The 25,738-nt window shown below is 74.4% G+C and carries 27 protein-coding genes; 19 read left to right on the top strand and 8 right to left on the bottom strand.

Features of this window, described 5'->3' with window-relative positions:
• Positions 1-12: 12 nt before the first annotated feature.
• The 4 genes from MJ876_RS02830 to MJ876_RS02815 are packed head-to-tail and all read left to right on the top strand — an operon-like array spanning position 13 to position 2,983.
• On the top strand, positions 13-357 hold the full coding sequence (locus MJ876_RS02830; RefSeq protein WP_240234540.1) for a metalloregulator ArsR/SmtB family transcription factor: 345 nt from the start codon (positions 13-15) through the stop codon (positions 355-357).
• Positions 354-1,379 carry a cation diffusion facilitator family transporter gene (locus MJ876_RS02825; protein WP_240234538.1) on the top strand — a complete coding sequence of 342 codons (1,026 nt, stop codon included), beginning with the start codon at positions 354-356 and terminating at the stop codon, positions 1,377-1,379. The genes MJ876_RS02830 and MJ876_RS02825 overlap by 4 nt, the downstream gene beginning before the upstream one ends.
• Before the next feature lie 46 nt (positions 1,380-1,425).
• A complete protein-coding gene (locus MJ876_RS02820) occupies positions 1,426-1,923 on the top strand; it encodes a pyridoxamine 5'-phosphate oxidase family protein (protein WP_240234536.1) in 498 nt (165 codons plus the stop codon).
• A gap of 22 nt (positions 1,924-1,945) precedes the next feature.
• Complete coding sequence (locus MJ876_RS02815) at positions 1,946-2,983, top strand: FAD-dependent oxidoreductase (RefSeq protein ID WP_240234535.1); 1,038 nt, start codon at positions 1,946-1,948, stop codon at positions 2,981-2,983.
• Positions 2,984-3,066: 83 nt separating this feature from the next.
• Here MJ876_RS02815 and MJ876_RS02810 read toward each other — a convergent pair whose 3' ends face one another.
• Positions 3,067-3,969 carry a LysR family transcriptional regulator gene (locus MJ876_RS02810; RefSeq protein WP_240234534.1) on the bottom strand — a complete coding sequence of 301 codons (903 nt, stop codon included), beginning with the start codon at positions 3,967-3,969 and terminating at the stop codon, positions 3,067-3,069.
• A gap of 200 nt (positions 3,970-4,169) precedes the next feature.
• On the opposite strand from MJ876_RS02810, the gene MJ876_RS02805 reads away from it, so the two are divergent.
• The 5 genes from MJ876_RS02805 to MJ876_RS02785 all read left to right on the top strand — a co-directional run bounded on the left by MJ876_RS02805 (position 4,170) and on the right by MJ876_RS02785 (position 9,972).
• The gene (locus MJ876_RS02805) at positions 4,170-5,306 is read left to right on the top strand and encodes a PrpF domain-containing protein (protein WP_240234533.1); all 1,137 of its coding nucleotides are present in this window, start codon (positions 4,170-4,172) and stop codon (positions 5,304-5,306) included.
• Between the two features lie 67 nt (positions 5,307-5,373).
• The gene (locus MJ876_RS02800; RefSeq protein ID WP_240234532.1) at positions 5,374-6,579 is read left to right on the top strand and encodes a tripartite tricarboxylate transporter substrate-binding protein; all 1,206 of its coding nucleotides are present in this window, start codon (positions 5,374-5,376) and stop codon (positions 6,577-6,579) included.
• An 11-nt stretch (positions 6,580-6,590) separates the two neighbouring features.
• On the top strand, positions 6,591-8,672 hold the full coding sequence (locus tag MJ876_RS02795; protein WP_240234531.1) for a tripartite tricarboxylate transporter permease: 2,082 nt from the start codon (positions 6,591-6,593) through the stop codon (positions 8,670-8,672).
• Positions 8,669-9,043: a universal stress protein gene (locus tag MJ876_RS02790; RefSeq protein ID WP_240234530.1), complete on the top strand. Its 375-nt coding sequence runs from the start codon at positions 8,669-8,671 to the stop codon at positions 9,041-9,043. The genes MJ876_RS02795 and MJ876_RS02790 overlap by 4 nt, the downstream gene beginning before the upstream one ends.
• Before the next feature lie 65 nt (positions 9,044-9,108).
• Positions 9,109-9,972: a type IV toxin-antitoxin system AbiEi family antitoxin domain-containing protein gene (locus MJ876_RS02785; RefSeq protein ID WP_240234529.1), complete on the top strand. Its 864-nt coding sequence runs from the start codon at positions 9,109-9,111 to the stop codon at positions 9,970-9,972.
• Between the two features lie 36 nt (positions 9,973-10,008).
• Here the strand turns inward: MJ876_RS02785 and MJ876_RS02780 are convergent, their stop codons facing one another.
• Positions 10,009-10,506: a helix-turn-helix domain-containing protein gene (locus tag MJ876_RS02780; RefSeq protein ID WP_240234528.1), complete on the bottom strand. Its 498-nt coding sequence runs from the start codon at positions 10,504-10,506 to the stop codon at positions 10,009-10,011.
• Between the two features lie 98 nt (positions 10,507-10,604).
• Here MJ876_RS02780 and MJ876_RS02775 point away from each other — a divergent pair, with 98 nt between their 5' ends.
• Together MJ876_RS02775 and MJ876_RS02770 are read left to right on the top strand one after the other, a co-directional pair.
• A complete protein-coding gene (locus tag MJ876_RS02775; protein WP_240234527.1) occupies positions 10,605-11,873 on the top strand; it encodes an MFS transporter in 1,269 nt (422 codons plus the stop codon).
• A gap of 54 nt (positions 11,874-11,927) precedes the next feature.
• Entirely contained in the window at positions 11,928-12,698 is a 771-nt protein-coding gene (locus tag MJ876_RS02770; protein WP_240234526.1) for an SDR family NAD(P)-dependent oxidoreductase, read from the top strand.
• Positions 12,699-13,026: 328 nt separating this feature from the next.
• On the opposite strand, the gene MJ876_RS02765 is transcribed toward MJ876_RS02770, so the two are convergent.
• Positions 13,027-13,392: a PH domain-containing protein gene (locus tag MJ876_RS02765; RefSeq protein WP_240234525.1), complete on the bottom strand. Its 366-nt coding sequence runs from the start codon at positions 13,390-13,392 to the stop codon at positions 13,027-13,029.
• Positions 13,389-14,408: a formylglycine-generating enzyme family protein gene (locus MJ876_RS02760; protein WP_240234524.1), complete on the bottom strand. Its 1,020-nt coding sequence runs from the start codon at positions 14,406-14,408 to the stop codon at positions 13,389-13,391. The genes MJ876_RS02765 and MJ876_RS02760 overlap by 4 nt, the downstream gene beginning before the upstream one ends.
• Before the next feature lie 139 nt (positions 14,409-14,547).
• On the opposite strand from MJ876_RS02760, the gene MJ876_RS02755 reads away from it, so the two are divergent.
• A complete protein-coding gene (locus MJ876_RS02755; protein WP_240234523.1) occupies positions 14,548-15,222 on the top strand; it encodes a hypothetical protein in 675 nt (224 codons plus the stop codon).
• On the opposite strand, the gene MJ876_RS02750 is transcribed toward MJ876_RS02755, so the two are convergent.
• Complete coding sequence (locus MJ876_RS02750) at positions 15,219-15,806, bottom strand: TIGR03086 family metal-binding protein (RefSeq protein WP_240234522.1); 588 nt, start codon at positions 15,804-15,806, stop codon at positions 15,219-15,221. The two genes, MJ876_RS02755 and MJ876_RS02750, sit on opposite strands and share 4 nt — an antisense overlap.
• Positions 15,807-15,865: 59 nt before the next feature.
• Here MJ876_RS02750 and MJ876_RS02745 point away from each other — a divergent pair, with 59 nt between their 5' ends.
• Entirely contained in the window at positions 15,866-17,479 is a 1,614-nt protein-coding gene (locus MJ876_RS02745; RefSeq protein WP_240234521.1) for a DNA polymerase Y family protein, read from the top strand.
• Positions 17,480-17,491: 12 nt separating this feature from the next.
• Here the strand turns inward: MJ876_RS02745 and MJ876_RS02740 are convergent, their stop codons facing one another.
• Positions 17,492-17,812: a DUF6506 family protein gene (locus tag MJ876_RS02740; protein ID WP_240234520.1), complete on the bottom strand. Its 321-nt coding sequence runs from the start codon at positions 17,810-17,812 to the stop codon at positions 17,492-17,494.
• A 33-nt stretch (positions 17,813-17,845) separates the two neighbouring features.
• A complete protein-coding gene (locus tag MJ876_RS02735; protein WP_240234519.1) occupies positions 17,846-18,307 on the bottom strand; it encodes a DUF6194 family protein in 462 nt (153 codons plus the stop codon).
• A gap of 41 nt (positions 18,308-18,348) precedes the next feature.
• Between MJ876_RS02735 and MJ876_RS22080 the strand changes: the two genes are divergently transcribed.
• Positions 18,349-19,110: a MerR family transcriptional regulator gene (locus MJ876_RS22080; RefSeq protein ID WP_240234518.1), complete on the top strand. Its 762-nt coding sequence runs from the start codon at positions 18,349-18,351 to the stop codon at positions 19,108-19,110.
• A gap of 11 nt (positions 19,111-19,121) precedes the next feature.
• Entirely contained in the window at positions 19,122-20,159 is a 1,038-nt protein-coding gene (ctlX, locus tag MJ876_RS02725; protein WP_240234517.1) for a citrulline utilization hydrolase CtlX, read from the top strand.
• On the opposite strand, the gene MJ876_RS02720 is transcribed toward ctlX, so the two are convergent.
• On the bottom strand, positions 20,156-20,773 hold the full coding sequence (locus MJ876_RS02720; protein WP_240234516.1) for a DUF5701 family protein: 618 nt from the start codon (positions 20,771-20,773) through the stop codon (positions 20,156-20,158). The genes ctlX and MJ876_RS02720 overlap by 4 nt on opposite strands.
• Positions 20,774-20,860: 87 nt before the next feature.
• On the opposite strand from MJ876_RS02720, the gene MJ876_RS02715 reads away from it, so the two are divergent.
• From MJ876_RS02715 to MJ876_RS02700, 4 genes are all read left to right on the top strand, one after another.
• On the top strand, positions 20,861-21,592 hold the full coding sequence (locus MJ876_RS02715) for a TetR/AcrR family transcriptional regulator (protein ID WP_240234515.1): 732 nt from the start codon (positions 20,861-20,863) through the stop codon (positions 21,590-21,592).
• Positions 21,593-21,666: 74 nt separating this feature from the next.
• Positions 21,667-25,137, top strand: a complete 3,471-nt coding sequence (locus MJ876_RS02710) for an error-prone DNA polymerase (protein WP_240234514.1) — start codon at positions 21,667-21,669, stop codon at positions 25,135-25,137.
• Positions 25,138-25,181: 44 nt separating this feature from the next.
• Positions 25,182-25,409, top strand: coding sequence for a hypothetical protein (locus MJ876_RS02705; RefSeq protein WP_240234513.1), 228 nt, complete (start codon positions 25,182-25,184; stop codon positions 25,407-25,409).
• 86 nt (positions 25,410-25,495) lie between these two features.
• On the top strand, positions 25,496-25,723 hold the full coding sequence (locus MJ876_RS02700; RefSeq protein WP_240234512.1) for a hypothetical protein: 228 nt from the start codon (positions 25,496-25,498) through the stop codon (positions 25,721-25,723).
• The last annotated feature ends 15 nt before the right edge of the window (positions 25,724-25,738 follow it).

Below are 25,738 nucleotides of genomic sequence, written 5' to 3'. Positions count from 1 at the left end.
CACTATCTAGCCATGCGCGCAGACAGCAAGGTACTCCCCGACGAGGAGGGCGTCGACCTCGCCGTCGAGGTGTTCCGGATGCTCGCGGACGCCACCCGCCTGCGCCTGCTGTGGCTCATGACGACGGATGAGGTGGGCGTCGGCGACCTCGCGGCCGCCCTCGACAAGCCGCCGGCCCTGGTCTCGCAGCACCTCGCCAAGCTCCGGATGGCGCGCCTCGTGCAGACCCGTCGCGCCGGCAACCAGGTGTTCTACCGGCTCGCGAACGACCACGTCCGCCAGCTCGTCACCGACGGCCTCTTCCACGCCGAGCACCTCGCGCCCGGGGTCCCCCCGCACCACCGGGAGTCGCGATGAGCGGGCACGGTCACGGCCACGGGCACGGGCACTCGCCGGGTCGCAGCGGGTGGTGGGCCCGGCTGCGCCACGCCGTCGTCCCGCACGCCCACGACCACCACGACGCGATCCGGACGGCCGAGGAGTCCAGCCGGCTCGGCATCCGCGCCGCCTGGATCGGCCTGGCGGGCATGACCGCGACCGCGCTGGCCCAGGTGCTGATCGTCGCGGTCTCCGGGTCGGTCGCGCTGCTCGCCGACACCATCCACAACGTCGGGCACGCGGCGACCACGATCCCGCTGATCCTCGCGTTCCGGCTCGGGATGCGTCGACCGGACGAGCGCTACAGCTACGGCTACCGCCGCGCCGAGGACCTCGTCGGGCTGTTCATCGGGCTCGTGGTCCTCGTCTCGGCGGCGTGGGTGCTGTGGGAGTCCGTCTCCGCGCTCCTCGACCCGCGGCCGCTCGCGAACCTCGGCTGGGTGCTGGCGGCCGGGCTCGTCGGTGCGGCCGGCAACGAGGCGGTCGCGGTGCAGCGCATCCGGGCCGGCCGCCGCATCGGCTCCGCCGCCCTCGTCGCCGAGGGCCAGCACGCCCGCGCCGACGGGCTGACGTCGCTCGCGGTCGTCGGCGGCGTCCTCGGGGTGTACGCCGGGTTCCCCCGCGCCGACGCGGTCGTCGGCCTGGTCATCGGGGTGTCGATCGTCGGCATCCTGGTGGCCTCGATGCGACCCGTCGTCCGACGGCTGATGGACGGCGTCGAGCCCGGGGTCCTCGCGGCGATGCGCGCGACCGCGCTCGCGGAGGAGGAGGTCCGCGGCGTGGACCGGGTCCGCGCCCGCTGGGCCGGCCACCGGCTGGAGGGCGACGCGACGATCCGGGTCGACGGCGGGTTGTCGGTGACGGCGGCCCACGCGGTCGCGGAGCGGGTGGAGCACGCGCTGCTCCACGTCGTGGACCACCTCGACGCGGTCGTCGTCCACGTGCACCCGGACATTCACGACCACGCCGACCTGCACCCGCTGACGTCGCACCACGCCTGAGCCGGCCACCGTTCTCTGCTGCGGCGCACGTGGGGTACGGGGGGTCATGAGCGACGCGACCAGCACCCGGACCGGCACCACCGAGCGCCTGACCGAGCTCGCCGACGGCGAGCGGGTCTGCATGTTCACCACCGTCGACGCCGACGGCACCCTCGTCTCGCGACCGATGGCCCACCAGAAGGTCACCGACGTCGCGGAGCTGTGGTTCTTCGCGGAGCGGGACTCGCGGAAGGTGGCGCACGTCCGGGCGAACCCGCACGTCAGCCTGACCATGGCGTCGTCCGACACGTGGATCTCCATCGACGGGACCGCCGAGGTCGTCGAGGACACCGCGAAGGCGAAGGAGCTGTGGAACACGTGGGTCGAGGCGTGGATGCCGCAGGGCCCCGAGGACCCGTCCGTCGTCCTGCTCAAGGTGACCGGCAGCTCCGGGGAGTACTGGGACACCCCGGGCAGCCGCATCTCCTCCGCCCTGAGCCTGGTGAAGGCGAAGGTCAAGGGCGAGCGGTACGACGGCGGCGAGAACGAGCGCGTGGACCTTTGATCCTCCCTGTGAGACTCGCGGGGTGAGCGTGTCTGATCCCGGGCCGGGCCCGGCCCCCGTCGTCGTGGTGGGTGCCGGCCTCGCCGGCGCCGCGTGCGCGCTCGAGCTCGTCTCGGCCGGCGTCCCGGTGCGGGTCCTCGACCGCGGCCGGCGTCCCGGCGGCCGGATGAGCGGGCGCGCGTTCGACGACGGGGGCGACCTGGGCGACCGCGAGACCGACCTCGGGGCGTCGTACTTCACGGCGGGCGACGAGGACTTCGCGGCGATCGCCGAGGACTGGCGCGTCCGCGGCCTCGCCCGGCCGTGGACGGACACCTTCACCGTCCTCCACGGCGGCGAGCCCGCCGGCGACAAGGACGGTCCGACCCGCTGGGGCGGCACCCGCGGCCTGCGTGCGCTGGTGGACGACGTCCTCGAGCCGCTGGTCGCCGGGGGCGCGCTGGAGCGGCAGCAGGTCGAGTCGGTGGCGGTCTCGCCCGACGGCCTGCTGACGGTGGACGGCGCCGCCGCCTCCGCCGTCGTCCTGGCGATGCCGGACCCCCAGGCCGTCCGCCTGCTCGGCGACGGCCTGGGAGACGTCGCCGCGGTGCTGACCCGGGAGTGGGAGCCGACGCTCGCGCTCGCGGCGCGCTTCGAGCAGCGCACGTGGGACCGGGTCTCGCCGTCCGGCACCTTCCACGGCGCCTTCGTCAACGACGACCCCGTGCTGTCCTGGATCGCGGACGACGGCCGTCGTCGCGGCGACGACGCCCCGGTGGTGGTCGCCCACTCGACCCCCGAGCTCGCCGCCCGCTACCTCGACGACCCGGCCGGCGCGGCCCCCGTCATGGCGATGGCCCTCAGCTCCCTGCTCGACGCCGGCGACCCCGTCGAGACCCGCGTGCAGCGCTGGACCTTCGCCAAGCCGACCGGTGAGCGGCCCGAGCCGTTCCACCTCTCCTCCGAGGGTGACGGCCTGGTCGGGGTCTGCGGCGACGGGTGGGGCGAGACGTCGAAGGTGGAGACGGCGTACCTCTCCGGCGCCGCCCTCGGTCGCGCGCTGGCCGCCCGCCTGCCCTGACGCCCCCCGGTGGTCGAGGTGTGACGAGCCCCTGGGCGAGGAGCCTCGAGACCCCGTGAGCCGACGGGTGCGGTGACGGGCCCTCAGCGGTAGCCGGCGGCCACGTCGAGCAGGACGTCGTGGAGCGCGAGCTCGGCGGCGGCGCGGACGCGGCCCTCGCGGCGGGCGACGAGGACGCGGCGCGGGGGAGCGGTGTCGCCCAGCGACAGCACGCGGACGTCGGGGTGCTGGTTGACCGTCGCCGTGCGGGGCGCCAGCGCGATGCCCAGGCCGACGCTCGCCATCGCCTGGGCCTCCTGGTAGTCGTTCGCGTGGAAGGCGATGCGCGGCGTGAAGCCCGCGGCGACGGTGCTGCGCTCGAGCACCTCGACCACCGGGTGGCCGCCGGCGCGGATGATCCACGGCTCGTCGGCGAGCTCGGTCATCGTCACCTGCTTCCGCCTCGCCAGCCGGTGGGTGGCGCCGACGAGCAGCACGGTCGGGTCGGTGAACAGCTCGGTGAGCAGCAGCTCGTCGTTCTCGATGCGGCGCCACTCGTAGTCCCACAGCAGCGACATGGCGACCCGGCCCTCCTCGAGGTGGCGGACCAGGTGGTCCTCGCGGCCGCTCTCGATGGTCAGCTCGATGCCCGGGTAGAGCTCGCGGAAGCGACGGACGGCGAGGGGGAGGAACGAGCTGCCCACGGTCGGGAACGTCCCGAGCGTCACCCGGCCCCGTCGTACGCCGGCGATCTCGGCCAGGTCGGCCTCGGCGGCGGCGAGCTGGCGGACCACCTTCCGGGCGTGCCGGGCGAGGACGACGCCCGCGTCGGTGGGCCGCATCCCGCGGGCGTAGCGCTCCAGCAGCGGCTGGCCGGCCTCCCTCTCCAGGCGCAGCAGCTGCTGCGAGATCGCGGAGGGCGTGTACCCCAGCGACTGCGCGGCGGCGGTCACCGAGCCCTCCTCGACCACCGCGAGCAGCACCTGGAGTCGTTTGACGTCGAGCACGGGCCCATCCTGCCTGAAGCATCGCTACACGACCATGTACAGGCCTCCAGTCGTGCTGAAGGCCGCCGTGGACCGCCGGGCGTCACTCGTTGTTAAGTGCTGCTACACGACAGCGTACGAAGTCGTGATTGTGCTACACCTCACCGCCGCCGCACAGTGGCTGCGCCCGGAGACACCGGGCCGGCGACGAGGAGGCAGACGTGCGGGAGATCGCGGCGACGTGGATGCGCGGGGGGACCAGCAAGTGCTGGGTCTTCCGGCGCGAGGACCTGCAGGTCGCGGACCAGTCCGTCGACGAGGTTCTGCTCCGCCTGTACGGCAGCCCCGACCACCGTCAGGTGGACGGCGTCGGCGGGGGCACCTCGACGACGAGCAAGGCCGTCATCCTGGCGCCGTCGTCCGACGAGGGCGTCGACGTCGACTACACCTTCGCGCAGGTCGGCATCGAGGACGCGAAGGTCGACTGGGGCAGCAACTGCGGCAACTGCTCGGCCGTCGTCGCCGCCTTCGCCATCCGCGAGGGCTGGGTCCGCCCCGGCGAGGTCGAGACCGCCGTCCGCGTGCTCAACACGAACACCGACCAGCTGATCGTCCAGCACGTCCCCACCCCCGGTGGTGTGCTCGCCGAGGAGGGCTCGACCCACATCCCCGGCGTCCCCTTCGGCGGCGCGCCGGTGCGGATGGGCTTCGTCGACCCGGCCGGCCGCAGCACCGGCCGCCTCTTCCCGAGCGGCGCGCAGCGCGACGTGCTCGAGGCCGCGGGCGTCACCGTGACCCTCGTGGACGCCGGCGCACCGGTCGTCGCCGTCGACGTCGCCGAGCTCGGTCTCGATGCCCACGGCATCGTCGGCGACGAGTCCCCCGACCGCCTCGACGCCGTCCCCGGGCTGCTCGCCCGCCTCGACGTCGTACGACGGGAGGCCGGGGTCCGCATGGGCCTGGCGGAGACCGCGGGCGAGGTCGCCCGAGCCGTGCCGAAGCTCGCGCTCGTCTCCCCGCCCTCGTCGCGCGCCGACGAGCCGACCGACCTCACGGTGCGGATGCTGTCGATGGGCCGCTTCCACCCCGCCGTCCCGGTCACCGGCTCGGTCGCCCTCACCCTCGCCGCCGCCACCCCCGGCACGGTCGTCGCGGACCTCGTGGAGAGCCGTGCCGCGGCGACGGGCGCCGACGTCGAGAAGGGGCTGCGCCTCGGCAGCCCGGCCGGGTGCGTCCAGACCTTCGTCGAGACCCACGCCGGCCTGCCGGTGGTCGGGGTCACCCGCACCTACCGACGGCTGGCCCAGGGGTCCGTCGTCCTGCCCGAGCCTCCGCTGATGCCGTCGGTGTCGGCGTGAGGACCCCCGTTCGACCCCTGCCCCTCGGGCTCGCCACGTGGCAGGCTCACCGCACCTGGAGGACCGCATGACGCTCTACACGGACGAGGTCGACGCCACGACCCCGGACGATCCGACCCCGCCGGAGGACGCCTCGTCCGCCGGCGCAGACTCCGGCCCCCCGCGGGCCCGGACCGCGGCCGCCGTCATCGCCGGGTTCACCGCGCTGGCCGTCGGCGTCACCGCCTTCGGCGGCGGCCTCCTGGACCCGCCCGCCTCGACCACGGACGGCGACTACGCCGGCGAGACCGTCGAGATGATGATCCCGCTCGCCGAGGGTGGCGGCACCGACACCTGGGCGCGCTTCGTGGCCGCCGAGCTCACCGAGGCCGTCCCCGGCCAGCCGGGGCTCGCACCGGTCAACGACGACGGCGGTGAGGGCATCGTCGGCACCAACCACTTCATGACCTCGGCCCGCCCCGACGGCACCGAGTGGCTGGTCTCCACCGCCTCGACGGTGGTGCCCTACCTGCTCGAGATGGAGGCCGTCCGCTACGACTTCACCGAGCTCCGGCCCATCCTCGCGAACGGGACCGGGGCGGTGGTCTACGCCCGCACCGGCGCCGGCGTGGACGGCGTGGCCGACCTCGTCGACCGTGACCGCCCGCTGGTCTTCGGCGGCATCGCCGCGACCAGCCTCGACCTCACCACGCTGCTGGCCTTCGACCTGCTCGGGGCGGACGTCGAGTCCACCTTCGGCTTCGAGGGCCGCGGCCCCGTCAACCTCGCGCTCCAGCGCGGCGAGGTCGACATCGACTACCAGACGACCTCGTCGTACGGCCCCGCCGTGCAGCCGCTGGTGGACGACGGCACCGCCGTCCCGCTGTTCAGCCTCGGCCAGGTCGACGAGGACGGCGAGATCGTCCGCGACCCCAACTTCCCGAAGATGCCGACGGTCGTCGAGGTGTACTCCGAGCTGAACGGCGAGCAGCCGCCCGCCGACGCCCTCGAGACCTACCGCGCGATCCTGGCGCTAACCTACACCTTCCAGAAGGCGCTCTGGGTGCCCGAGGACACGCCGGACGAGGCCCTCGAGCTCGTCCGCGACGAGGCCGAGAAGCTCAGCGTGGACCCCTCCTTCGAGGAGTCCGCCGCGGAGGTCCTCGGCGGCTACCCGCTCGACGCGGCCCCCGACCTCCCCGAGCGCATCGGCGCCGCCTACCAGGTGGACGCCGAGGTGCGTGAGGACGTCCTCGAGCTGCTCGAGCGCGACCACGACATCACGATCGACTGAGGCCCACCACCATGACTGACGCAGCGTTCTCCGCCCTGGCCTCGTTGGCCGACCCGTCCCTGTTGCTGATGCTCGCGATCGGCGTCGTCGCCGGTCTCGTCATCGGGCTCATCCCCGGTCTCGGCGGCACGGGTGCCGTCGCGATCCTGCTCCCCGTCACCTTCGGCATGGAGCCCGAGGCCGCCCTCGCCATGCTCATCGGCGCCCTCGCCGTCGTCCACACCTCCGACACGGTGGCCGCCGTCCTGCTCGGCGCACCGGGCTCGGCGTCCGCGAGCGTCACGATGCTCGACGGCTACTCGATGGCGAGGAAGGGACAGGCGAAACGCGCCCTGTCCCTGGCGTTCCTCTCCTCGATGGCGGGCGGCCTGATCGGTGCGCTCGGCCTGACGATCGCGATCCCGCTGGCCCGCCCGATGGTGCTGTCGTTCGGCAGCCCCGAGCTGTTCATGCTCACCATCCTCGGTGTCTCGCTCGCCGCCGTGCTGTCCCGCGGCAACGTCGTGAAGGGCCTGACCGCCGGCCTCCTGGGTCTGCTGCTCGGCCTCGTCGGCACCTCCCCGACCACCGCGGAGGAGCGCTTCAGCTTCGGCTCGCTGTTCCTCTCCGACGGCATGTCGCTCGTCGCGGTCGCCCTGGGCGTCTTCGGCCTCGCCGAGATCGCCAGCCGCGTCGGCCAGCGCCGCGTCACCGAGAAGCCCGTCGAGCTGTCCGGCGGCTGGGGCTCCGGCATCCGCGAGTGGCTGACCCACTGGACCCAGGTCATCCGCGGCTCGCTCATCGGCATCTGGGCCGGCGTCCTGCCCGGCGTCGGCGCCACCGCCGGCACCTGGCTCGCCTACGGCCAGGCCGTCGCCACCGCGAAGGACAAGCGCAAGTTCGGCAAGGGTGACCCCCGCGGCATCGTCGGCCCCGAGTCGGCCAACAACTCCGTGGAGGCCGGCGACCTGATCCCGACGTTCCTGTTCGGCATCCCGGGCGGCGTGCCCTCCGCGATGCTCCTCGGGATGCTGCTGACCTACGGCATCCAGCCCGGCCCGGCCATCGTCACCGAGCACCTCGACCTGATGTACCTCATCGTCTGGGCCTTCGCGATCGCCTCCGTCGCCGGCGCGTTCTTCTGCTTCCTCGCCACCGGCCAGCTGGCCCGCCTCACCAAGGTGCCGTTCGCGGTGCTCGGCCCCGGCCTGCTCGTCATCATGCTGCTCGGCGCGTTCCAGGAGGGTGGCCAGCTCGGCGACCTGTGGATCATGGTCGCCCTCGGCGTGGTCGGTTTCTTCCTCAAGGCGACCGGCATGCCCCGTGCGCCGATGCTGATCGGCTTCGTCCTGGCGATCCCGATGGAGCGCTACTACTACCTGACCGCCAACCTGTACGACGGCTTCGGCTGGATGACCCGCCCGGGCGTGCTGATCTTCGCCGCCGTCCTCGTGGTGCCGATCCTGTGGGCGCTGCTGAAGAAGCTGCGCCGCACCGCCGGCCAGGTGGACGACGGTCACCGCGACGAGCACGACGAGCCCGACGCCGCCGGGGGCGACGAGCTCGAGGGCTCCTTCGCCGGCACGCGCTGGTCGCTCGGTGTCGCCGTCACCGCCGTGGTGGTCTTCGCCGGGGCCCTGTGGCTCAGTGCCTCCTTCTCCGACGAGGCCCAGCTCATGCCGCGTCTCGTCGCGATCGGCGGCCTGGTCATGGCCGGGCTGCTCGTCGCCCAGGAGCTGCGTCGCCGTCCCCGTCGTCCGGCCGACGTGCCGCTCGACGACCAGCTGCCCGGTGCGGACCCCTCGGGCTCGGGCGGTCCCGGCGGCACGATGGTCGCCACCCGGCCCCGCACGGAGCCCTCGGTCCAGGCCGAGACCCGGCGTCGCGACCTGGTGATCGCCGCCCGCACCTTCGGTGCCATGGCCGTCTTCCTGGTCCTCGTCGGCCTGGTCGGCTACGTCGCCGCCACCCTGGTCTTCGTGCCGGTGTTCCTCATGTACGCGGCCTGGGCGAAGCCCCGGACCGCGATCGTCTACACGCTGGTGCTCGGCGCGGTGCTGCTCGCGCTGCCGTCGCTGCTGCCGGTCGACCTTCCGATGGGAGTCCTCCAGTGACCGTCGTCGTCGCCTACGCCGACAGCGAGCCCGGGCACGCCGCCGTGCGTGCCGCCGCCCAGGCGCCCGGCCCCGAGGGCGAGACCGTCGTCCTCGTCCCGGCCGTGCGGGGCGAGTCCGTCCCGACGCCCGACGAGGCGGCGGCCCGCTGGCCCGGCCTCGCCGGGCGGGTCGAGGTCGAGCACGGGGACGTCGGGGACCCGAGCGACGCCGTCGTGCAGGTCGCCCAGCGGCTCGGCGCGCGGCTCGTCGTCCTCGGGCTGCGGGCCCGGAGCCCCGTCGGGAAGCTGGTGTTCGGCAGCACCGCCCAGCGGATCCTGCTCGACGCGACCTGCCCGGTGCTGGCGGTGAAGCCGGACCCCGCCGCCTGACCTCAGGCGTCCGGGCCTGTGGATGGGCGGATGCGCGGCAGCTGGTCAGGGGTGACGCTGGGCCCGTGGACGTGGCGGAGGTGGTGGCGCGGCTGGGAGGGGTGGCCCGCACCGACCAGCTCCTCCGCCACGTCACCGCTCGGGCACTGACCGAGGCCGTCCGGGCCGGACGGGTCGAACGACTGTCGAAGGGGCACTACGGACTCCCTGCGCTGGCCGCGACCCATCGGGCGGCCGCCCGGCTCGACGCGACCATCACCTGCCTGTCGGCCGCGGTCGAGCAGGGATGGGAGGTGCTCCAGCAGCCGGACCGGCCCTGGCTCGCGGTGCCCCGGAACCGGAAGGTCGAGCTCGGCCGCCGTCGGGGCGTCAACCTGACCTGGACGGGCCACGGCGCGACGGTCACCTCCCCGGTGACCACGGTGCTCGAGTGCGCACGACGGTTGCCGTTCCCCGAGGCGCTGGCGGTCGCCGACTCGGCGCTGCGCCACGGCGTCGTCGACCTCGACGAGCTGCAGGTGGCGGCCGCCCGCGTGCGAGGTCCCGGCTCACCGGCGGTGAGCAGGGTCGCCACCCGTGCCCACCCGTCGTCCCGGAACCCGCTCGAGTCCGCGCTGCGGGCTCTGTCGCTCGAGGTCCCCGGGCTCGCTCTCGTCCCGCAGGTCCCGGTCACGGTCGACGGCATCGTGATCCATCCCGACCTCGTGGACGAGCGGCTCCGCCTCGTGGTGGAGGCGGAGGGGTGGCTCTACCACGGCGGCCCCGAGCAGTTCGCGCACGACCTGTGGCGCTACACGGCGCTGACGGTCGACGGGTGGACCGTGGTGCGCTTCGGCCATCGCGCGGTCACCACGGAGTGGGTCGTGGAGTGCTTGGAGTCGTTGGAACGGACGTGCAGACGTCGGACCGACTGCCGGAGATGTGCCTGAGCTCGCGCTTCTGCACGTCCGTCCTGACGGTGGCCCTCAGCCCAGGAGGGTGCCCGGTCCCACGAGCCGGTCGCTGCGCCCCAGCCACGGCTTGACCCAGGTCATGTGCTCGGGGCGTAGCGGTGCGCCGCAGGCGCTGCACACCTCGCCGCGGGTGGTCTCGGCGCCGCAGGTGTCGTGCACCATCGCCATGTGGGCGCCGCCCTCGGGCAACGCCGTGTGCCGCTCGCCCCACAGCGCCAGCTGCTGCAGGACCGGCAGCAGGTCGGCGCCGGCCTCGGTGGCGGCGTACCCCTGACGGGTGCGGGCGCCGTCGGCGTACTCCACCCGCTCGAGGAGACCGGCGTCGAGCATCGCGGCCAGACGGCGGCTGAGCACCGCCTCGGAGATGCCGAGGCCGTCGCGGAGCTGGTCGAACCGGCCGCGGCCGTGCAGCACGTCGCGGACGATGAGCAGCACCCACGGGTCGCCGACGACGTCGAGCGAGCGCCGCACGGGGCAGGGCTCGGTGGACCAGTCGGACCGCAGCGGCACGGTGTTCCTCTCGTGTTCCCCTCGGGTTCCTCGCGGTGTAGCGTGCTCGCCCAGCGTAACTTCGCTGAAGAAAGTGAGCAATCGTGGCCACTCCGGACGTGAGCTCCCGGCCCACCCGTCGCGTCCACCCGGCGTGGTGGGTCGCGGCCGTCGCGTTCCTCGCGCTGTTCGCCGCCGCCGGCTTCCGGGCGGCCCCGGGTGCGCTGATGGTGCCGCTGAACGAGGAGTTCGGCTGGACCGTCACGTCCATGTCGGCCGCCGTGAGCCTCAACCTGGTGCTCTTCGGTCTCGTCGCCCCCTTCGCCGCCGCGCTGATGGACCGCTTCGGCATGCGCCAGGTCATGTGCGCCGCGCTGGGCCTGATCGCCCTCGGCGCGGGTGGCAGCGTCGTCATGACCGCGTCGTGGCAGCTGCTGGTCTTCTGGGGCCTGCTCATCGGCGGCGGCACCGGGTCGATGGCGCTCGTGCTGGCCGCGACCGTCGCGAACCGGTGGTTCGTGGCGCGGCGCGGCCTGGTCATGGGCGTGCTCACCGCCGGCTCCGCGACCGGGCAGCTCGCGCTGCTGCCCGTGGTCGCCGCCCTGGCCGAGAACGTCGGCTGGCGCGCCGCCTCGCTCGTGATCGCAGCGGCCGCGCTGGCGGCGGTCCCGCTGGTCTGGACCGTCATCCGCGACCACCCGGAGGACCGCGGCGCCGCGCCGTACGGCGCCGACCCCGTGACGTGGACGCCGCCCGCACGGGCCACCGGTGGCGCGGTCGCGCGGGCGCTCGAGGGGTTGTCGTACGCCGTCCGCCGCCGCGCGTTCTGGGCGCTGGCCGTCGCCTTCGCGATCTGCGGCGCGACGACGAACGGGCTGATCGGGATCCACTTCATCCCGTCCGCCCACGACCACGGGATGTCGACGACGACGGCCGCCGGGCTCCTCGCGATGGTGGGCGTCTTCGACATCGCCGGGACCGTCGCGTCGGGGTGGCTCACCGACCGCTTCGACCCGCGGCTGCTGCTCGTCGGCTACTACACGTTCCGGGGGGTCAGCCTGATGCTGCTGCCCTGGCTGCTGTCGGACAGCGTCCACCCGAGCATGGTGCTGTTCGTCGTCATCTACGGCCTGGACTGGGTCGCGACCGTCCCGCCGACGGCCGTGCTGTGCCGCGAGATCTTCGGCGACCGCGGCACGATCGTCTTCGGCTGGGTCTTCGCCTCCCACCAGGTCGGCGCCGCGCTGGCGGCCCTCGGCGCGGGCGTCGTCCGGGACTCGTTCGGCTCCTACACCTACGCCTGGTGGGCCGGTGCCGCGCTCTGCGTCGTCGCGGCGACGCTGTCGATCCTCGCCCGGCCGCGGGTGGTCGGCGCGGACCTGACGTAGTCCCGACTCGCGGCGGGCAGGAACACGGTGGGGGGCCCCGCCGTTCGGGTCGTCATGACCCACAACACCTACGACGTCGCCGGCCGCACCGTCCTCGTGACCGGGGGAGGCTCCGGCATCGGCCGCGCCATCGCCCGGGCCTTCGCCGACAACGGCGCCAACGTCGCCGTCAGCGGCCGTCGCCGCGACCCGCTCGAAGAGACGCTGTCCGACGTGCCCGAGGAGCGGGCGCTCGTGGTCGAGGCGGACGTCAGCGACGACGACTCCGCGGCCGCGATGGTCCGCTCGGTCGTCGAGCGGTTCGGCTCCCTGGACGTCGTCGTCAACAACGCCGCGGACTACGTCAACGCGCCCTTCGACGAGCTGACGCTCGAGCGGTGGCAGCAGATCCGCTCGGTCAACATCGACGGCTTCTTCCACGTCGCCCGTCACGCGCTGCCCGAGCTCGAGAAGGCCGGCGGCAACCTCGTGGTGGTCGGCTCGGTGTCGGGCATGGCCGGCGACTGGGGCCAGGCCGCCTACAACGCGACGAAGGCCGCGATCATGAACTTCGTCCAGTCGCTCGCGCTGGACTACGGCGAGCGCGGCGTCCGCATCAACGCCGTCGCCCCCGCGCTCACGATCACCGCGCTGACCCAGGCCGTGGAGGACGACCCCGAGGCCCTCGCAGCCGCGAACAACCGCATCGCGCTCGGACGCCCCGGCCGTCCGGACGACATCGCCCCCGCCGTGCTGTGGCTCGCGAGCGACGACGCGGCGTACGTCACCGGGGCGTGGCTGCCCGTGGACGGCGGGACCACCGCGAGCACGGGTCAGGCGCACTGACGAGCCGCGCCGAGGGAGGTCAGTCCGCCCAGCGCGACGTGAACCAGGTGACCGCCCCGGTCGCGGGGTCGTAGCTGCGGCGCGGGAGCGTGCCGATGTCGGTGCCGTACACGTGGATGCCCACGACCGGCTGCTCGCCGCCGCAGCGCACCTGATGGACGTCGTCGTCGCTGGTGCAGCAGACGGTGACCTCGCCGGCGGTCCACGCGACGGTGTCCTTCTCGACGAGGGGGACGTCGGGGACAGTCGGCTTCTCGGAGCGCGTCTCGACCTCGACGCCGGAGTGGATGCCGACGACGCCCCACGTCTCGGTGTCGAGGACGTCGAGCTAGAGCACGTGGTCGGCGATGATCTGGCCGAGGACCTTGATGTCCACGGAGCCGGCGAACTCGAGCCGGACCTTGCCGAGACCGCTGAAGTAGATCTCCAGCTCGCAGTCACGGTCGAAGCGCCCGGCGGTCTCGATCGACCACGCCTGGATCTTCGCGTACGGCAGGGAGGAGTAGTCGACCTTCTTGCCGGTCAGCCCCTGGACGTTGACGGCGATGATCCGCTTGCTGGTGAAGTGCACGGAGTCACGGATGCCCTTGAAGCTCCGGTAGACCTGCTCGCCGGTGACGAGCATGGCCAGGACGCCCTCGTCCGGCTGCGACGGGTTGAGCTTCACGATGGTGCCGTTGGCGAAGTCGATCACGGTGTCCTCTTCTCGTGGTGCTGGTGGCCCTGGGCCGGGTTGGCCACCCGGAAGCCGATGTTCGCGCTGGCCGCGTCGGGGCCGTTCGAGGAGCGGGCGGCGACGCGGTAGCGGTGGCAGTAGGAGTCGTGGCACAGGTAGGACCCGCCCCGCATGACCCGCAGCTCGACCTCGCCCGGGCCCTCGGGGCCGGTCGGGTCGGCCGTCGGTGACTCCGCGTAGAACGTCGGTGAGAACCAGTCCGCGCACCACTCCCACACGTTGCCTGAGGTCTGGTGCAGCCCGAGGCCGTTGGGCGGGTAGGACTTCACCGGCGCGGTCGTGAGGTGGCCGTCGTCGAGGGTGTTGGCGGTGGGGAAGGTTCCCTGCCAGATGTTCATCCGCCAGCGCCCCTTCGGCGTCAGCTCGTCGCCCCACGGGTAGCGGGCGCCGGCGAGACCGCCGCGGGCGGCGTGCTCCCACTGCGCCTCGGTGGGCAGGACGGTGCCGGACCACGCGCAGTACGCCTGCGCGTCGCGCCACGACACGTGGACGACGGGGTGGTTCTGCCGCTTCGTCACGTCCGAGCCCGGGCCCTCGGGGTGGCGCCAGTCCGCCCCCCGCACGGCCAGCCACCACGGCGTCGCCGCGACCTGGTGCAGCACGTGGCGCCGCTCCCCGCCGTACGCGAGGTGGAACACGGCCGAGACGCCGAGGTCCTCGGCGTCGGTGACCCAGCCGGTGGCCTTCACGAACGTCGCGAACTGCGCGTTCGTCACCGGCGTGGGCGCGATGAGGTACGGCGACAGCACGACGTCGTGGACCGGGGTCTCCCCGTCGGCCGGGTAGCCCTCGTCGAAGTGGTCGCCCATCGCGAACGTCCCCCCGGGCACCGCGACCAGCCCGCGACGCTGCGGCGCGGCGCGCTCGGGGAGCGGCCGCGCGGTCGGCGTGGCGTCCAGCGCCGGGTCCGCGGCCGGGGTGCTGTCGGTCTCCGCGGCGACCCGGCCGGCGCAGCAGGGGGAGGGCTCGCTCATCGGCCCGAGGCTAGTGGGGAGCGCCGACGGTGTTCCTCGGACGGTCGGGCAGACTCCACGCAACGCGACACGCCGGGCGACACGCGGACGAAGAGGATCCCCGGTTGACGCAAGTCGAACACGCGTTCGATCATGAGGGGTGACCACCGCTCCCGACCTCGACGTGCTCCGTGCCCGCATCCGCGGCATGGAGCAGACCGGGTCGCGCACGGGGGTCGAGCTGCCCACCCATCCCGCCCTCGCCGGGCTGCTGCAGCTGCGGGCGGGGGCGTCGTACGGCGTGGACAGCCTGAGCCTCGCCGCCCTCATGATGGCCGGCCCGTCGGCGCAGGGCGCCTGGACCGCCGTGGTCGGGGTCGGCGACCTGGGGGCGGAGGCGTTCGCCTCGCTGGGGGTGGACCTGTCACGGACGGTGCTCGTCCCCGACCCGGCCGAGTCGTGGCTCGAGGTCACCGCCGCCCTGGTGGACGTCGCCCCGCTGGTGGTGCTGCGGCCCCCGCCGCGGGTGTCCGAGGGGGCCGCGGCCAAGCTCGCCGCGCGGCTGCGCAAGCGGTCCGCGGCGCTCGTCGCGCTCGGTGACTGGCCGCGCTGCGAGGCACGCCTCGCGGTGACGGGCCTGCGCTGGACGGGTCCCGAGAGCGGGGCCGGCCACGGGGCGGGCCACCTCGACGGCCGCCACGTCGACCTGCTCGTCCGCCGCGGCGCCGGCCCGGCGAAGGAGGCCACGCTGTGGATCCCCGCCGACGGGTCGGTCCGACGGGACCGGTCGGCCGAACGGATGCGCCCGGTCACCCGGCTGGGGGAGGTCGGCTAGCCGTGCTCGGGTGCCCAGGCCGGGTCGCGGCCGGTCAGCGCGACGAGCCGGTCGAGCGGGCTCGCGTCGGAGCCGACCGCGACGGGCGGTCCGAACAGCCCGCCGTCGGTGTTCGCCGGCGCGTCGAAGGACTCCACGAACGCCGTGCACGCGGCGACGGCCTGCTCGTCGGGGTGCCAGTCCTGGCCGGTGGAGCGGGCGAGGTCCCAGCCGTGGACGACGAGCTCGTCCAGCGCCACCAGCCCCGCCTCGTACGCCGGCATCTCGATCGGCCCGGCCATGGTGAGCCCGTCGTACGCCGCCGGGTCGTCCCAGGCGTCGGCCAGCGCGTCGAGGTCGGCCGCGAGCCGCTCGCGCCAGCCGTCGGGCAGCTGGGTGCCGTCGCCGTCGCGCATCAGCGACGGGTCGAGCGGCTCGCGGGTGGCGGCGTGGGTGAACGCCGTGGTGAGGCCGACGACGTGCTCGGCGAGGTCGCCGACGGTGTACGCCGGGCAGGGCGTCGGGCCGGCGAGGTCGGCCTCGCCGATCCCGGCGACCACCTGCGCCAGGGCCGTGGTGGTGGGGCGGAAGTCGATCGTGTCCATGGATGGCCTGACCGGGCCGGTCGCCCGGACTCATCGCCGTCGCCGCAGGAGCCGCACTGATGGGCGCCCGGGTGATGGTCGTGTGGTGCCCGGACTGGCCGGTCGTCGCCGCGCTGTGGGAGGCCGGGATGCCCGCCGAGTCCGCGCGGCGCGTGCCCGCCGCCGTCCTCGAGCGGGGCCGGATCGGCGCCGCCTCCGCGGCGGCGCGGGAGACCGGCGTACGACGGGGGATGCGCAAGCGGGACGCCCAGGCGGGGTGTCCCGACCTGCGGCTGCTCGACGCCGCCCCCGACCGGGACGCCCGCGCGTTCGAGCCGGTCCTCGCCGCGGTGGAGGAGCTGCGCCCGGGGGTGGCGCCGCTGCGGCCGGGGCTGCTGGCGCTGCGCTCGCCCAGCGTGTTCTACGGCGGCGACGTCCACGCCGGTGCGGTGGTCGCCGAGCAGGTCGTGGCCGCCGGCGCCTGGGACTGCCGGGTGGGGGTCGCCGACGACCTCTTCACCGCCGAGCAGGCCGCGCGCAACGCCGCGCCGCAGGAGACCGAGGTGGTCGACCCGGGCGGGTCCGCGGCGTACCTCGCCGGCCTGCCCGTCGAGGTGGTCGACACCCAGCCCGACGCCGGCGACCTGGTCTCGGTGCTGCGCCGCCTCGGCCTGCGGACCCTCGGCGACCTCGCCGCCCTCCCCGCCGAGGCGGTCGGCTCGCGGTTCGGCGCGTACGGCGCGTGGCTGCACCGCGCCGTCTCCGGGACGGGCTCCGGCGTCGGGCACCTCGGCGCCCGCACCCCACCGCCCGAGCTGGCCCGCGAGCAGGTCTTCGAGCCGGCCGTCGACAACGTCGAGGTGCTGAGCTTCTCGATCCGCCGCACGGCCGACGCGTTCGTCGCCGGCCTGGCCCACCACGGGCTCGCCGCCACCGAGGTCCGCGTCGAGGTCGAGACCGAGGGCGCCCCCGGCGTCACCGTCGGCCGCGACTGGCTGCACCCCCGGGTCTTCGGTGCCGCCGACCTCGTCGACCGGCTGGCCTGGCAGCTGTCCGGCTCGACCCGGTCGCCCGCGAGCAGGGGCGGCGCACCCGCGCCGGGGGAGCGTGCCGCCACCCAGGTCGGCGCCCCGGTGACGCTGGTGCGGTTCGTGCCCGTCGTCGCCGTCGGCGAGTCCACCCACGCCGAGGGGCTGTGGGGCGGGTCGACCGACGAGCGCGTGGCGCGCGGGCTGGCGAAGGTCCAGGGCCTGCTGGGCCACGAGGCCGTCGTCCAGCCGGTGCTGCAGGGCGGCCGCGGGCCGGCGGACCGCCAGGCGCTCGTCCCGTACGGCGAGCGGCCGGTCGCCCTGCGCGACCGTGCGCTGCCCTGGCCCGGGCGCCTGCCCGACCCCCAGCCCGCCCGGGTGCTCGCCGAGCCGTGGCCGGCGTCCGTGGCCACCGACGACGGCCGCCCCGTGGTGGTCGACGACCGCGGCGCGATGAGCGGCGTCCCCGGCCGCTTCCGCACCAGCACCGACGAGCCCTGGCAGCCCGTCGCCGCGTGGGCGGGCCCGTGGCCGGTCGAGGAGTCGTGGTGGGAGGAGGGTGGCGGCTGTCGACTCACCCGGTTCCAGGTCGTCGGCGTCGACGGCCGCGCCTGGCTCCTCGCCCTCGCCGGCACCGCCTGGTGGACCGAGGCGGGCTACGACTGACGGGACGGTCGGTCAGGCGTCGCCGCCGGAGGCCGAGGCGGCATAGGCCGCCGCCGCGGCCAGGCTGTCCATCGCGAACGCGACGCTGCCGACGGCCACCTCGTCGCCGACGGCCCGGCGGACCGCGGCCACGTCGGCCGGTCCGAAGCCACCGCACAGCTCGATCAGGCGCACGCCCGACGCCGCCAGCCCGGCCGCGACGGCCGGGGCGGCGGCGAGGTCCGGGATCGCGACCATGGTCGCGTGGCTGTCCGGGTGGGACAGCGCCCAGCGATCAGCGACCGGGTCTGCGCCGGGGTGCTCGAACAGGTAGGCCCACCGTGGAGTCGTCATGGCACCAGGCTGCGACCTCGAGCGCGCTCGAGGTCAAGCCTCCCGCCGCTCCGCCCGCCGTCGCGCGTCGTCGTGCGCCCGCCGCACCAGCCGGACGGCGAGGCCGCCCGGGTCGGCGTCCGGGCACACGATCGAGACCCAGCCCTGCGCCCGGTAGACCGGGTGCGGCAGGACGACGTCGCTCGCCGTCCAGTCCCAGGAACCGGGGTCGTCGCGGGGGTCCTCGCCGGTGAGCTCGCGGAACACCTCGGCTCCCACGTGCACGTTGAGCCGCCAGCGGCCGGGCGGGTCGAGGTCGCACAGGGCGTCGTCGGGGTAGTCCTTCGTCACCACCGTGGCGAAGGGCTGCTCGCGCTGCGGCACCTCGCCGTCCGGCGCGTAGTAGAGGAAGTGGTCGCCCCACGCGATCGCGGGGAAGGGTCCGCCCTCGGCCGGTGCGAGCTCGAGGACCCCCTCGAGCGTGCGGGTCGTCGCCAGCAGTCGGTCCATACTCATGGTTCGAGTGTGAGGTTGAAGTGCTTGTGGAGGGTTGTGCGGTGACGGGGGTGACCGGGGTGACCGGGGCGACCGGGGCCGTGCTCGGCACGACGGCGGTGGCGCGGGCGGCCGGCTGCTCCGTGCAGCTGGTGCGCGACCTGGAGCGCCTCGGTGCCATCCCGGCCCCGACCCGGTCGCCGAACGGCTACCGCCGCTTCACGCCCGTCCACGTCCGTGCCGTGCGGGCCTACCGCGACCTCGCCCTGGCCGTCGGGCCGGTCGTCGCCCGGCGGTTCCTGTCCGAGCTCCGGGGGACGACGGCCGCGGAGGGCGCCGCCCGGGTCTCGGCGCTCCACGTCTCCCTCGACGCCGAGCGCCGGCAGGCACTCGCGGCCCGTGCCGCGCTGTGCGCCGTCCGCGACGAGGCGGGGGAGGAGGTCCCCTCGCGCGCCGAGGACACGATGACCATCACCGAGCTCGCCGGGGCGCTCGGGGTGCGGTCGTCGACGCTGCGGTTCTGGGAGGCCGAGGGGCTGCTGCTCCCGGAGCGCGTGACGACGCGGTCCGGGACCGCCCGTCGCTACCCCGTCCCCGCCGTCCGGGAGGCGCGGGTCGTGGCGGCGCTGCGAGCCGGTGGCTACCGCGTCCCGGACGTGCGCCGCGCCGTCGTGGCCCTGCGCGACCTCGGCGAGGTGGGGGAGTCCCTCGCGGCCCTGGACCGGCGCCTCGAGCTGCTCGGCGAGCGGGCGCTGGCGCTGCTGAGAGCAGGTGCGGCACTCGCCGACCTCATCGGTTCACAGGACGTCCCGGACGTGCGTTAGCGTCGCCGGTCGTGAGTGCGCAGGCCCCGTCAGCAGTCGTCCTGGTCCGTGCGGAGCGGTTCCGCCCCAACCCCGCGACCGCCGCCGACAACGCCTTCCAGGCCGACGTCCCGGCCGACCGGAGCGCGACCGACGTGGAGTCGCGGGCGCTCGCCGAGATGGACGCCGTCGCGGAGGCGCTGCGCGGCGTCGGGGTCCGCGTCCACGTGTTCTCCGACTCCGACCACACGCGACCCGACAGCGTCTTCCCCAACAACTGGCTCTCGACGCACGCCGGCGGCCTCGTCGGCGTCTACCCGATGTACGCCTCGAACCGACGCCACGAGCGCCGCGCCGACGTCCTGGAGATGCTCAAGCGGCAGTACCGCGTCCAGACGATCGTCGACTACTCGGGCCTCGAGATGGACGGCATCTTCCTCGAGGGGACCGGCGCCATGGTGCTCGACCACGTCTCCCGCGTCGCCTACACCGCCCGCAGCCACCGCGCCGACACCCACGTGCTCGAGCGGTTCTGCACCGACTTCGGCTACGAGCCCATGGCCTTCGACGCCGTCGACTCCGGCGGCGTGCCGGTCTACCACACCAACGTCATCGGGTGCGTCGGCACGGACGTCGCCCTCTTCGCCCTCGGGATGATCCCCGACCCCCAGCGCCGCGAGCAGGTCCGCGAGCGCCTCAGCGTCAACGGCCGGACGGTCGTCGAGATCACCGAGCAGCAGGTCCGGGAGTTCGCCGGCAACGCCGTCGAGCTGTGCGGGCGGACGCCGGACGGCCGCCGCCGCTACGTCATGGTGATGTCGGCGCGGGCCCGCGCGAGCCTGCGCGACGACCAGGTCGCGGCGATCGAGCAGTCCTGCGAGATCGTGGCCGTCGACATCCCGACCATCGAGCTGGCCGGCGGGTCGGTGCGCTGCATGATCGCCGGTGTCCACCTCGACCGCCGCCCGCCGCAGGTGGAGCCCGAGATCAGCGAGGCCGTCGAGGCGATCGACGAGGACCCGCGCACCGCCGACGGTCGTGACCTGATGGAGGTCGGTACCGGGTCCTAGCCGACCCGGACGCCGGCGGACGCGAACCCGAGCCACGTGTGGCGGTTGCCCGCCCAGCACCACCCGACCTTGGGTGCCCGGGCGGCGTCCCTGCCGTCGCGACCGGTCCCCGAGCTGATCCAGATCGCCGGGGTCCGTGCGTCGAGCCTCGACCCGCGCCGCAGCCGTGAGCCGATCGTCATGAAGCAGTGGTTCGGCTCGAGGCGGTCCGGCTCGGCGAGCAGCCAGGAGATGCCCTCGCCGACGGTCAGGGGCGTCCGGTCGCGGCCGGTGATCTCGGGGAGCGCCTCGTCGGGGCTCCAGCTGCGCAGGTCGTCGCCCCGGTCGACGTCGGTGAGCAGGTAGAGCGGGGCGTCGGGCAGCGACACACCCTCGATGGGCACGAACTCGTCGAGGTCGGTCATGTCGACCACCACGAAGCCCGGCTTGCCCTGCCGTCGCAGCAGCGGGGCGAGGCGGCTCGGCGGGGCCGCCCGCGGGTGCACGGCGAGCACGGCGCCGGGGACGTCGGGCAGCCGTGCGGCCTGCGCACGCAGCTCACCGACCCGGAGGTCGGTGACGTCGCCGAGGCCGGCGTCGAGCAGGCGGTCCAGCTGGTCGGTGGGGGTGGTCACGAGCGCCTCCGGAGGTGATCGTCGTACAGCGTACGGAGTCGAACGGGCGGGGTCCGGGATTTGTTCCGTACGGCGTACGGTGACCTCGTGACCGACGACGCCCGCCTGCTCGCGCTCCTGTGGCGCGACGGCCCGGAGGACCCGGGCCCGCGCAGGGGCCCGCGGCAGCGGGTGAGCCTGGACGGCGTCCTCGACGCCGGCGTCGCCCTCGCGGACGCCGAGGGCCTCGACGCGCTGTCGATGCGCGCCCTGGCCCGGCGCCTGGGGCTGGGCGCGATGTCGCTCTACACCTACGTGCCGGGTCGCGACGAGCTCGTCGTGCTCATGGTCGACCGGGTGCTCGCGGCCGGCGTCCACCCGTCGCTGCCGGACGACGTCGCGGGCCGGCTGCGCGCCGTCGCGGAGGCGGCGTACGCCGAGTACGCCGCCCACCCGTGGCTGCTCGCGACCGAGGGGCTGCGCGCCTGGCTCGGGCCGGGCGCGACCGCGCGGTACGAGTGGCAGCTCGGCGCCGTCGAGCCGCTGGGGCTCGGCGACGTCGAGACCGACCGGACCGTGACGCTGCTCGACGGCCTCGCGGCCGCCGCGGTGCGCGCCCGCCACGTCGTGCTCGCGGCGGAGCGGAGGACGGGCCGGTCCGAGCTGGAGTGGTGGGAGGCGAACGCCGAGCCGCTGGGCGAGGCGATGGCGGGCCGATCGTTCCCGCTGGCGGAGCGCGTCGGCCGGGCGGCGGGGGAGGCGTTCGGCGCCGCGACCGATCCGGACGGCCAGTTCCGCTTCGCGCTCGACGTGACGGTCGCCGGGCTGCTCCCTCGTTGAGCACGAACAGGTGTTCGACTAGCCTGGTCGGATGAGCCGGGCGGTCGTCTGAGGTGGGCTGGGACAACCCGGCCATGCCGTGGCGGGAGCTCGAGGGACGCCTCTCGGGCCGGCCCGTCGTCCCCGACGCCCCGGACGTCGAGGCACCGATCTCGACGCGCAAGCGACGGTCGGGCAAGGGCCCGGTCGTCGCGGGTCTCGACGGGCTCGACCACCACGAGGGCGAGCCGGGCACGCCGTACGCCGAGCTGCACTGCCACTCCTCGTTCAGCTTCCTCGACGGCGCGAGCGGGCCGGACGACCTCGTCGCGGAGGCGGTGCGCCTCGGGCTGCACGGGCTGGCGATCACCGACCACGACGGGTTCTACGGCGCGCCGCTGTTCGCGGAGACGGCGGAGGACCTCGGCCGGTTCGGGTCGACCGGCCTGCGGACGGTGTACGGCGCCGAGCTGAGCCTCGGCCTCGACGGCCCGCAGAACGGCGTCGCCGACCCCGTCGGGCAGCACCTGCTCGTGCTGGCGCGCGGGGTGGAGGGCTACCACCGGATCGCCGCGGCCATCACCGACGCGCAGCTGCGGGGCAACTCCCTCGAGGGTGGGGGCGGCACGAAGGGCCGGCCGGTCTACGACCTCGACGACCTCACCGACCGCGGTCGCGGGCACTGGTTGGTGCTCACCGGGTGCCGCAAGGGCGCCGTCCGGCAGGCGCTGCTGGCCGGGCGGGACCCGCGCCCGGCCCTCGACGACCTCGTGGACCGCTTCGGGCGCGACAACGTCGTCGTCGAGCTCACCGATCACGGCCACCCCGGCGACACCGACCTGAACGACGCCCTCGCCCGGCTCGCCGCCGAGGCGGGGCTGCCGACGGTGGCGACGGGGAACGTGCACCAGGCGAGGCCCGTCGACGGGCGGCTGGCCGCGGCGATGGCCGCCGTCCGCGCCCGTCGCAGCCTCGCCGAGATGGACGGCTGGCTGCCCGCCGCCGGCGGCGCCCACCTGCGTTCCGGCGACGAGATGGCCCGGCGGTTCGTCCGGTATCCCGGCGCCGTCACCCGCAGCGTGACGCTCGCCGAGGAGTGCGCCTTCGACCTGCAGCGGGCGACCCCGCGGCTGCCCGACCGCGGCATCCCGGAGGGCCACACGGCGACCAGCTGGCTGCGGGTGCTGACCGAGCGCGGCTTCGAGCAGACGTACGCCGGGGGCCCGCTCGAGATGGACGCCCGCGACCGGGTGGAGCACGAGCTCGAGGTCATCGCGGACAAGGACTTCGCCGGCTACTTCGTGATCGTCCACGACATCGTCGCGTTCGCGCGCAGCCAGGGGATCGTCTGCCAGGGGCGGGGGAGCGCGGCGAGCTCGGCGGTCTGCCACGCGCTGGGGATCACGGTGATCGACCCGGTGTTCTACCGGCTGCCGTTCGAGCGGTTCATCTCCACGCACCGCGACGAGGAGCCCGACATCGACGTCGACTTCGACTCCAACCGGCGCGAGGAGGTGATCCAGTGGGTCTACGACACCTACGGCCGCCACAACGCCGCGCAGGTCGCGAACGTCATCACCTACCGCCCGAAGTCCGCCGTCCGTGACGCCGCGAAGGCGCTGGGGCACTCCCCGGGCCAGCAGGACGCCTGGTCGAAGCAGATCTCGTCCTGGGCGAGGGTGATGGTCGCCGAGGGCGGCACCGAGGACGACCCGGGCATCGACGTCCCCGCCCCGGTCCTCGGGCTGGCGGAGGCGTTCCTCGGGGCGCCGCGTCACCTCGGCATCCACTCCGGCGGCATGGTGCTGACCCGGCGTCCCATCGGGGAGGTCTGCCCCATCGAGCACGCCTCGATGGAGAAGCGGACGGTCCTGCAGTGGGACAAGGACGCCTGCGAGTACATGGGCCTGGTGAAGTTCGACCTGCTCGGGCTGGGGATGCTCGGCGCGATCGCGCAGATGACCGACCTCATCGACGCGCACCTCGGCGAGCACTGGCCGCTGCGCGACATCCCCCGCGAGGAGCCCGCGGTCTACGACATGCTCTGCCGCGCGGACTCGATCGGGGTGTTCCAGGTCGAGTCCCGCGCCCAGATCGGCACGCTCCCGCGGCTGCGCCCCCGCTGCTTCTACGACCTCGCGATCGAGATCGCGCTGATCCGCCCCGGGCCGATCCAGGGCGGCGCCGTCCACCCGTACATCCGCCGTGCGACCGGCCAGGAGGACGTCACCTTCGCCCACCCGCTGCTCGAGCCGGTGCTCGGGCGCACGCTCGGGGTGCCGCTGTTCCAGGAGCAGCTGATGGAGATGGCGCGGGTGCTCGGCGACTGCACCGCCGACGAGGCCGACCTGCTGCGCCGCGCGATGGGCTCCAAGCGCGGCGTCGAGCGGATCGAGCGCGTCAAGGAGTCGTTGTACGACGGGATGCTCGGCAAGGGCATGAGCCGCGAGCTCGCCGACCGGGTCTACGTGCAGATCCTGTCCTTCGCGAACTTCGGGTTCGCCGAGTCGCACTCGCTGTCGTTCGCGGTGCTGGTCTACGCGAGCTCGTGGTTCAAGCTGCACTACCCGGCGGCGTTCCTCGCCGGGCTGCTGCGCTCGCAGCCGATGGGCTTCTACTCGCCGCAGTCGCTGACCCAGGACGCCACCCGGCACGGCATCGACGTGCTCCGCCCCTGCCTGGTCCGCTCGTCGGCGGAGGCGGACCTGGAGCTCCTCCCCGGCCACGCTCCCGGCCCGACGGGGCTCGACGCCTGTGTGTCCGGCGACCACGTGCCCTCGCCGTACGACGCCCACGCGCCCGACCCCTGCCCGACCCACCGTCGCGACGGCGCGTACGCCGTGCGGCAGGGGCTGGACGCCGTCCGCGGGATCAGCACCGAGGTCGCGGAGCGGATCGTCGCGGCCCGCACGGAGCGGCCGTTCGCCGACCTGGTCGACCTGTCGCGGCGGGCCGGGCTGGAGTCCGCGCAGCTCGAGGCGCTGGCCACCGCCGGCGCGTTCGACGGCTGCGACTTCGGCCGCGGCTGGAACCGCCGCGAGGCGTTGTGGGCGTCGGGCCACACGGAGTCCGAGGAGCACCTCGAGGGCATCCGCGTCGCCGGGCCGCCGCCGACGCTGCCGACCATGGACGACGTCGAGACCACGCTCGCCGACCTCTGGGCGACCGGCACCTCGCCCGAGGGCCACCCGTTCGTGCACCTGCGCTCCCGGCTGACGGCGGCGGGCATCAGGTCGGTCGCGGACTGCTGGCGGGTGGAACCCGGCCGGCGCTACGTCGTGGGCGGCCTCGTCACCCACCGCCAGCGCCCCGGCACCGCCAGCGGGACGACGTTCCTCAACCTCGAGGACGAGACCGGCATGCTGAACGTCGTCTGCTCGCCCGGCCTGTGGAAGCGCCAGCGCCGCCTCGCCACCCACGCCGCCGGCCTGCTGGTCCGCGGGATCGTCGAGCGTTCCGACGGCGTGGTCAACCTCGTCGCCGACCGCCTCGACGCCCTCGAGACCCTCCACCCCGACGCCGGCGCCGCCCTCGCCGCCCGGCACCGGTCCCGCGACTTCCAGTAGCCACCCGCGGGTCAGCCCGGGGGTCCGGCGGGTACCGGGACGGCGTGAGCGACGACAAGCAGCAGTCCGAGGGCCAGGTCTCCGACGCGGAGTCCCTGGCCGACGCCGGCCAGGAGATCTACCCCGACCAGGCCACGGCCGGCTTCCCCACCCACCCCGAGGACGACGACAACATCGACGGCGCCACCGGCGTCGAGGGCTCCAAGCCGCAGGAGGGCACCGCGGGGCCCAACGCCTCGCCGTACAGCGGCAAGCCGACCAACGACCACTGACACTCCCGTGCATGAGCCCCCTCCGCGGGGGTCACGGAACGTCCTCCCGGCGACCGCCGGGAGGACGTTTCACACAAGGAGGACCCATGGCCACCGGTGAGACCGGATTCGACGACGTCACCTTCGACCTCGTCTCCGTGCAGTACCACAGCCTGAAGGCCGGGCACGACTACGGCCAGTACGTCCGTGACGCCGAGAACGCAGGCCTCGACGAGGTCGCCTCGTTCTTCCGCGAGGTCATGGAGCAGGACTCCGCCCGCGCGGCCCGCTGCCACGAGCTGATCAAGCAGGTCGGCGGCACCGCGGGCGACTGAGCCCCCGCCCGTCGC

It is taken from the genome of Nocardioides sp. CFH 31398 (genome assembly GCF_022436705.1).
In the GTDB taxonomy this organism is placed as follows: domain Bacteria; phylum Actinomycetota; class Actinomycetes; order Propionibacteriales; family Nocardioidaceae; genus Nocardioides.
Note: the sequence above shows the minus strand (reverse complement) of the source record. Positions and strands in the feature narration are given on the sequence as shown.

What these genes read in the sequence shown, in the direction of transcription:
- MJ876_RS02830 (WP_240234540.1), top strand. Translation starts at nt 13, where the DNA reads ATGCGCGCAGACAGCAAGGTACTCCCCGACGAGGAGGGCGTCGACCTC.
- MJ876_RS02825 (WP_240234538.1), top strand. Translation starts at nt 354, where the DNA reads ATGAGCGGGCACGGTCACGGCCACGGGCACGGGCACTCGCCGGGTCGC.
- MJ876_RS02820 (WP_240234536.1), top strand. Translation starts at nt 1,426, where the DNA reads ATGAGCGACGCGACCAGCACCCGGACCGGCACCACCGAGCGCCTGACC.
- MJ876_RS02800 (WP_240234532.1), top strand. Translation starts at nt 5,374, where the DNA reads ATGACGCTCTACACGGACGAGGTCGACGCCACGACCCCGGACGATCCG.
- MJ876_RS02795 (WP_240234531.1), top strand. Translation starts at nt 6,591, where the DNA reads ATGACTGACGCAGCGTTCTCCGCCCTGGCCTCGTTGGCCGACCCGTCC.
- MJ876_RS02770 (WP_240234526.1), top strand. Translation starts at nt 11,928, where the DNA reads ATGACCCACAACACCTACGACGTCGCCGGCCGCACCGTCCTCGTGACC.
- MJ876_RS02760 (WP_240234524.1), bottom strand. Translation starts at nt 14,408, where the DNA reads ATGAGCGAGCCCTCCCCCTGCTGCGCCGGCCGGGTCGCCGCGGAGACC.
- MJ876_RS02750 (WP_240234522.1), bottom strand. Translation starts at nt 15,806, where the DNA reads ATGGACACGATCGACTTCCGCCCCACCACCACGGCCCTGGCGCAGGTG.
- MJ876_RS02745 (WP_240234521.1), top strand. Translation starts at nt 15,866, where the DNA reads ATGGGCGCCCGGGTGATGGTCGTGTGGTGCCCGGACTGGCCGGTCGTC.
- MJ876_RS02740 (WP_240234520.1), bottom strand. Translation starts at nt 17,812, where the DNA reads ATGACGACTCCACGGTGGGCCTACCTGTTCGAGCACCCCGGCGCAGAC.
- MJ876_RS02735 (WP_240234519.1), bottom strand. Translation starts at nt 18,307, where the DNA reads ATGAGTATGGACCGACTGCTGGCGACGACCCGCACGCTCGAGGGGGTC.
- MJ876_RS02710 (WP_240234514.1), top strand. Translation starts at nt 21,667, where the DNA reads ATGCCGTGGCGGGAGCTCGAGGGACGCCTCTCGGGCCGGCCCGTCGTC.
- MJ876_RS02700 (WP_240234512.1), top strand. Translation starts at nt 25,496, where the DNA reads ATGGCCACCGGTGAGACCGGATTCGACGACGTCACCTTCGACCTCGTC.